Origin of the sequence: Sellimonas sp. (genome assembly GCF_047234585.1) — a bacterium.
In the GTDB taxonomy this organism is placed as follows: domain Bacteria; phylum Bacillota; class Clostridia; order Lachnospirales; family Lachnospiraceae; genus Sellimonas; species Sellimonas caecigallum.
Map to the genome: position 1 here is coordinate 1 of NZ_JBKSWG010000050.1, position 6,682 is coordinate 6,682.

The window sequence follows — 6,682 nt, forward strand, 5'->3', positions numbered from 1 at the left end:
AAAGTTCAACGCCAGCGTCTGCTGGTTGTGATCACTCAGGATTCCGAGAGATCATATTTTTTATTTTTTCTGTCTATCTGGACAGTTCCAGAAGCAGTTCTCTTACCACTTTACATGCCGTGGCAGTGGACGCCCCGCTTGTATCCATAGGCGGACACAGCTCGTTGACGTCACATCCTTTTATGTCTGCGTCTTTGCAGACAGTGTGAATGGCATTTAAAAGTTCCATAAATGTCACTCCTCCGGCCTCCGGCGTCCCGGTTCCCGGAAAAACAGAAGGATCCAGCACATCCAGATCCACTGTCAGGTAGACTGGCTTTCCTTTGATCTGTCTGACTGCTTCCGCAAGTCCGGTAAAGTCAAATTTCTGAAGGGAAGTATGCCCCTCTTTTGCCCACTCAAACTCCCAGCGTTCGCCAGAGCGGATTCCAAACTGGAAGATCCTTCCATCTCCCAGAATATCCCAGCATCTGCGTATCACGCTGGCATGGGAAAGCTCTACTCCGAGATATTCATCCCGCAGATCCGTGTGCGCGTCAAAATGAATGATATGGAGATCCGAATATTTTTCCGCTATCGCCCGTATGCTCCCGAGAGTCACGAGATGCTCTCCCCCTATCATAAACGGAATCTTTCCGTCATCCAGTATGATCTTTGTTCGCTCTTCGATGGCTGAAAGCACCTTTTCAGAATCTCCTATAGGGAGTTCGATATCCCCGCTGTCAAAGTAATAATTATAATCCGTCATATCCTTGTCCTGATAAGGACTGTATGTCTCCAGTCCATAGGATTCATTCCGGATAGCCTGGCTTGCAAACCGGGTGCCCGGCCGATAAGATGTGGTAGAATCAAACGGTGCCCCGAAAAGAACGATCCGGGCATCTTCGTATTCTGCGTCACATCCGATAAATGTCATTACGTTTTTATTCAACATCTCTTAACAACTCCTCCACATAAACCGGCAGCGCAAACACGCCGTAATGAAGTCTTGGTTCGTAGTATCTTGTGCTGATTCCTCTGAGTTTCCATCCCACTCCGTTGAGATCGTTCAGCGGATGGTACTTTTTGGATGCAAATCCAAACAGCCAGTGTCCGGATGGATATGCCGGAATGTGCGCCTGATACACTTTACAGATTGGGAATGTCTCCACAATCCGTTTGTGCATCCTCTGACACTGAAACGCCTCTTCTTCATAGAATGGGCTCTCATTTTGGTTGATCATGATCCCGTCATCACGCAGGGCATTGTAGCAGTTCCCATAAAATTCTTTCGTGAAAAGCCCTTCCCCTGGCCCGAACGGGTTCGGAGAATCGATGATGATCAGATCGTACTCCGATGTTCTGGATCGGATAAATCGAAGTCCGTCCTCATTGTAGATTTCTACCCTGCTGTCATTGAGACTGCAGGCAATCTCCGGTATATATTTTCTGCACACTTCCACAAGCAGTGGATCCACTTCTACCACGTCGATCTTTTCCAGAGAGTCATACTTAATCAGTTCCCGGACAACGCCTCCGTCTCCTCCGCCGATGACAAGAACATTTTTTACGTCCGGATGGACAGCCATCGGCACATGGGTAATCATCTCATGATAGATAAATTCATCCTTTTCCGTCAGCATCAAATCCCCGTCAACAACAAGCACTTTGCCGAAATCTTCCGATTCCAGAACATCGATGCGCTGGAACTCGCTTTCTGCACTGAAAAGCTGCCGTTTGATGCGCAATGAGAGCTTTACATTGTCAGTATGCTCATCAGAAAACCACATTTCCATCGTCTTATCTCTCCTTTAATACATTGAGTCGTTCGATCTTCTCGTCCTCAGGTCCTGTCATAGAACAGCCTTTTTCTTTTGCATACAATATGTAATCTATGATTTTGTCCGTGATGGCTTCCCCAGGTGCCAGAATCGGAATTCCAGGAGGGTAGCACATGACGAACTCACTGCAGATCCGTCCCTTTGTCTCCCGGATTGGAAGGGATTCTTTCTCCGCATAGAAAGATTCCTGCGGTGTCATGACAACGTCCGGCGCGATGTATTCCTGCGTGAGCATGCCGGTCTTGTCTTTCTGATAGCGCCGCTTTATGTCCGCAAGTGCACTTACCAGACGCTCTACCTCCTGCTTTCGGTCGCCGATGGAAAGGTATGCAAGAATATTTCCCAGATCGCCGAACTCGATCTGTATGTCGTATTCATCACGCAGGATATCATACACTTCAATTCCGGCAAGGCCGATATCCAGAGTATGCACGGAAAGTTTTGTCGTATCAAAATCAAAGATACTGTTTCCGTTGATCTTCTCCCCGGCAAAAGCGTAATAACCGCTGATCTGGTTGATCTCTTCTCTTGCATAATGGGCAAGCTCAGCCACTTTGGCAAACGCTTCCTTTCCACGAAGTGCCAGATTCCTTCTGGAAATATCAAGACTTGACAAAAGCAGGTAAGATCCGCTTGTCGTCTGAGTTAAGTTGATGATCTGTCTTACATATCCCGCATTCACATTTGGTCCAGTCAAAAGGAGAGAGCTTTGCGTTAAACTTCCTCCGGACTTGTGCATGCTCACAGACGCCATATCTGCCCCTGCCGCCATGGCAGACACCGGAAGTCCTTCCCCGAAATAGAAATGTGTTCCGTGCGCCTCATCCGCCAACACTTTCATTCCGTATTCATGGGCGATCTTTACAATGCTCCTGAGGTCTGAACAGATCCCGTAATATGTCGGATTATTCACGAGTACCGCCACCGCGTCCGGATTCTCCCGGATGGCTTCTTCTACCTGGCTTAATTTCATGCCAAGGGAGATCCCAAGGTGCTGATCCACATCCGGATTGACATAGACCGGCTTTGCACCGCAAAGTACGAGAGCGTTTATCACACTTCGATGTACATTTCGGGGCATGATGATCTTATCCCCCTTCTTGCAGCAGGAAAGAACCATACTCTGGACGGCGGATGTTGTCCCTCCTACCATCAGAAATGCATGTGCCGCCCCGAACGCTTCCGCTGCCAGCTCTTCCGCCTGTTTGATAACAGAAACCGGATGACAGAGGTTATCCAGGGGTTTCATGGAATTTACATCGATCCCCACACATTTGCTTCCCAGAAGCTCCACTAGTTCGGGATTTCCCCGGCCATGTTTGTGTCCCGGGACATCAAACGGAACGATCCGCATCTTTCGGAACCGTTCCAGCGCCTCATAAATCGGCGCATGCTTTTGTGCTGAAATATCCATCTTTCCTCTTCCTTTCTTCGTTTGTCTTCCTTCTGCGCAGCGTCAGCTTCTGAAGGGCCGTCTTATTCTCCCGGGAAGTCACAAGGGCTCTCCGACAAAATAAAAAAAGACACAGGCACCGGCATCTTTGCATGCCGTCTGCTTGTGTCATTCTATTTCCGTCTGTTCTGTACGGATACGAATTCTGTCTTAAATCTTAAATTCAAATATATTCAAGACAAATCATGGGTTTAGAGTCTATATAGCAAATATTTTTACTTTTATTACTCTTATTGACCGTTTCACAAGTTGTAACATGCCTGTATGCATATTCGGTTATAAAGTAACCAACTTATAAAATTTGAGCTTCTAACTCAATCAATAATGCGGCTATCTGCCGCTTAAAAATATTTGCATGGAGAACTTCTGCCTACAGATCTGCCTTCCATACGTGCCTAGTTTAGCACATATGTCTTTCTTATACAAGAGAAATTTACAATCTTTGTCGATTTTTTCAAATCTGCTTTTTATTAAAACAGAACACCGCTCCGAGACAAAACAACAAGATCAACACTGCTGCCGTCACAGCAGCTCCGACAAAATCCCCTGGTTCTGTCCCGCCTGTAAGTATCGATATGGGGGCGAGAAGACGCAGAGGGATGATGTCTGACAGAGCCGGGATCATTTCCAGAAAATAGGACAGGATCACACTCCCTCCCACTGCTCCCAATACCGCAGCCTGACTGTTAAAGACGGAAGAGAAAAATAAAATGGCTGTGATCAGAAGAATACCGAAAAGATAGACATAGCCCGCTGCATGCCAAGGGTACCGTATCTCTGTGTTATCCCAGAAATATACTGTATAAGCAAACGCTGTCCCATAAGACATCCAGTAGCAGACTGTCCATACTGTCAGCAGTACGCTTCCTTTTGCTCCTATGACTTTCCACCTTTTCATTCCTTTTGTCAGGATGTTGACAAACGTTCCTTTCTGATATTCGTTTGTCATTACAGAACTGAACACAAGTCCAAAGAGGATCAACGCCAATGGTGCATTTTTGTAAAACTGCTGCCAGGAACTGATGGCAGTGATCTCCATTGTTTTCATTGATATCCCTGCCTCGGAAAGGCTGTCGGAAAAGGCCTCCATGATAAACGGGGTCAGTTTGGCAAAAGCCGGAGCCATAATACCAAAAAGGAAAAAGACTGCAAGCATGATCCACCCTTTCCCGGAACGGTACAGTTCCAGAAATTCTTTTTTGACAAATGCCTTGTACTGTCTCATCTTCCTACTACCTCCATAAAAAGTCTCTCCAAAGTCAGCTCCCTCATTTCCACCCGCTTGGGGCAGATATGGGCGCTGGAAAGCGCTGTGAGAATTCGCTCCATCTCTTTTTCTGTCCCCTTTTCATAAACAATCTGTCTTTTTCCGGTACGCTTTCCGCCAGGATAATCTATCAGAAAACGTTCCGCTTCTTCTTCCCGGACAAAATCTACTTCCACTCCTTCCCCAGGGTGCAGATTGCGAATCTCATCCATACTTCCGCAAAGCTTCAGTGATCCTTGATGCAAAACCCCTACCTGATCACAAATTCGTTCTACATCGGACAAGATATGTGTCGAAAACAGAACCGTGGTCTTTTCCTTCACAGACTGAAGAATGTCCAGAATTTCTTTTCGTCCGGTTGGATCAAGGGCCGATGTCGGTTCATCGCAGATCAGAAGTTTTGGCTCGTTCATAAGAGCCTGTGCGATCCCAATCCTCTGCTTCATTCCCCTTGAGAAACCAGCGATCTTCCTATTTTCCCCGGAAAGCCCCGTAAGTTCCAGCATTTCCATCGCCCGTTTTCGGTTTTCGTACGCTGGAATTCCTGTTATATCCCCGCAAAACATCAGATATTCCATCGGCGTCATAAAAGAGTAGAATTCCGGTACATCCGGAAGGTACCCGATATAGCCATTTGTCTTATTTTCCCCATATTTGACCTTTTTTCCGCAAACACGGATTTCTCCTCGATCCGCCTTACACAGTCCGAGAATCATTTTCATCGTCGTCGTCTTTCCTGATCCATTTTCTCCGATAAATCCATAAACCGTGTGGTGCGGCACGGAAAAACTAAGATCATCAATAACTACTCTGTTCCCAAACCGTTTAGAGACATGTGAAAGTTCCAGAACCGCATTCATTATTCATCCTCCTTACCAAAAAGAAAATAAAGGATAGGACCCCAGAACTGCATGCCAATGATCGTCACGGCAACCCAGATCGCCCTGTTTCCTCTCTTATAATTCCGGTGTGTCAAGATATGTCTCAGCGTGACTCCGACAAGGATCATCTCAACAACAAAAATCGGTATCAGAAACGGAATGATTTCCCTTATCATGCTATTCATATGATTCTGCCTCCTTATCTATTTTTTTTTGAAGCTTTTGAAAATCCGGACGGAGTTTCAGGCTTTCAAAGGCCGGATGATTCAGACTGGCACGGACATTCTCCGAGATCAGATTTTTGTGCCGCACACTCTGTGCGCCAAGATCCAGCCGTTCGATCCACACATACATCCGGTTAAAAAAAGCATCTCCTTTAAGCTCTGCACCTTTTTGGGACATTCGAACTGCAAGGTCAACAAATTTCTCAAGCCTTGCCATAGCTTCGTCATGTTCGGAAAGTCTGCTGAAATATAACGCGCTTTGATAATAGTAGCCTGCCGCACAGTTTGGGTGGAGTTCTTCAAGTTCAAATAGTCTGAGAAGTCCATCCATCCTCTTTGCAGCTTCCCTCCCGAGAGCCTCTTCTCCCACGCATAACTCCATATACTTTTCTCCGCATGCAATCAATTCCAGAAGGCTCATATACATGCTGATCTGCACAAAGTTTTCCGCCTCTTCCTTCCTCCCGGCATTTTCGTATGCCTGTATCAGGATGCCGGAAGATTGAAAATGCAAAGGATCCAGCACATCTTCCAGATCTCCGATGACTTCCATCGGCTTTCCCATCTGGAGATTGATAATCGAACGGATAAAAAGTGCATCTTTGCATATTCCAATATCTTTACAGTTCTTCTCGATATGAATGCAAAGACCGACTGTTTTTTTCAGTATTTCCTTTTGTCTTTCGCCATCCTCTGTCAGCATAAAATGATTGAGCCAAAGGATACAAACCTGAAGCAGGAAAGGATAGCAGGCGTAATACTGTCTGGCCAGTTTTTCACTCTTTTCCATAACAGCTTCAAATGGTTTTTTCGCAAAATCTTCTGCCAACTCCTGATAGGTCTGTCTGATCTCCTCTTTTCCCATCAGCGCTTCATAACCGATCAGTCCATCAATACTGACATCGAAAAATGTCGCCAGTTTCGGCAAAATCAGGATATCCGGAAAGCTTTGCCCGGTATCACATAGTTAAAGATATTGGTATCATTCAATCAATTTTGCCGATAAAGCGGTAGAAGATTTCTACCTCCTGTTCCCG

Annotated in this window: 7 protein-coding genes; all 7 read right to left on the reverse strand. The window is 46.1% G+C overall.

Features of this window, described 5'->3' with window-relative positions; all coding sequences use genetic code 11:
* Positions 1-73 precede the first annotated feature (73 nt).
* The 7 genes from speB to ACLROL_RS12035 all read right to left on the reverse strand — a co-directional run bounded on the left by speB (position 74) and on the right by ACLROL_RS12035 (position 6,573).
* On the reverse strand, positions 74-934 hold the full coding sequence (gene speB / locus ACLROL_RS12005) for an agmatinase (protein WP_413067928.1): 861 nt from the start codon (positions 932-934) through the stop codon (positions 74-76).
* The gene (speE, locus tag ACLROL_RS12010; RefSeq protein ID WP_087200608.1) at positions 924-1,775 is read right to left on the reverse strand and encodes a polyamine aminopropyltransferase; all 852 of its coding nucleotides are present in this window, start codon (positions 1,773-1,775) and stop codon (positions 924-926) included. Before speE ends, speB begins: the two co-directional genes overlap by 11 nt.
* A 4-nt stretch (positions 1,776-1,779) precedes the next feature.
* Positions 1,780-3,234, reverse strand: a complete 1,455-nt coding sequence (locus ACLROL_RS12015; protein WP_413067929.1) for an aminotransferase class I/II-fold pyridoxal phosphate-dependent enzyme — start codon at positions 3,232-3,234, stop codon at positions 1,780-1,782.
* Between the two features lie 493 nt (positions 3,235-3,727).
* A complete protein-coding gene (locus ACLROL_RS12020; RefSeq protein ID WP_413067930.1) occupies positions 3,728-4,498 on the reverse strand; it encodes an ABC transporter permease in 771 nt (256 codons plus the stop codon).
* Positions 4,495-5,400, reverse strand: a complete 906-nt coding sequence (locus ACLROL_RS12025; RefSeq protein ID WP_413067931.1) for an ATP-binding cassette domain-containing protein — start codon at positions 5,398-5,400, stop codon at positions 4,495-4,497. The genes ACLROL_RS12020 and ACLROL_RS12025 overlap by 4 nt, the downstream gene beginning before the upstream one ends.
* A complete protein-coding gene (locus ACLROL_RS12030) occupies positions 5,400-5,606 on the reverse strand; it encodes a PLDc N-terminal domain-containing protein (RefSeq protein WP_288724083.1) in 207 nt (68 codons plus the stop codon). Before ACLROL_RS12030 ends, ACLROL_RS12025 begins: the two co-directional genes overlap by 1 nt.
* The gene (locus ACLROL_RS12035; RefSeq protein ID WP_413067932.1) at positions 5,599-6,573 is read right to left on the reverse strand and encodes an XRE family transcriptional regulator; all 975 of its coding nucleotides are present in this window, start codon (positions 6,571-6,573) and stop codon (positions 5,599-5,601) included. Before ACLROL_RS12035 ends, ACLROL_RS12030 begins: the two co-directional genes overlap by 8 nt.
* Positions 6,574-6,682: the final 109 nt, after the last annotated feature.

Bases quoted from the DNA above. Each gene is read 5' to 3' on its own strand.
- speB (WP_413067928.1), bottom strand. From the start codon at position 934: ATGTTGAATAAAAACGTAATGACATTTATCGGATGTGACGCAGAATAC.
- speE (WP_087200608.1), bottom strand. From the start codon at position 1,775: ATGGAAATGTGGTTTTCTGATGAGCATACTGACAATGTAAAGCTCTCA.
- ACLROL_RS12015 (WP_413067929.1), bottom strand. From the start codon at position 3,234: ATGGATATTTCAGCACAAAAGCATGCGCCGATTTATGAGGCGCTGGAA.
- ACLROL_RS12020 (WP_413067930.1), bottom strand. From the start codon at position 4,498: ATGAGACAGTACAAGGCATTTGTCAAAAAAGAATTTCTGGAACTGTAC.
- ACLROL_RS12025 (WP_413067931.1), bottom strand. From the start codon at position 5,400: ATGAATGCGGTTCTGGAACTTTCACATGTCTCTAAACGGTTTGGGAAC.
- ACLROL_RS12030 (WP_288724083.1), bottom strand. From the start codon at position 5,606: ATGAATAGCATGATAAGGGAAATCATTCCGTTTCTGATACCGATTTTT.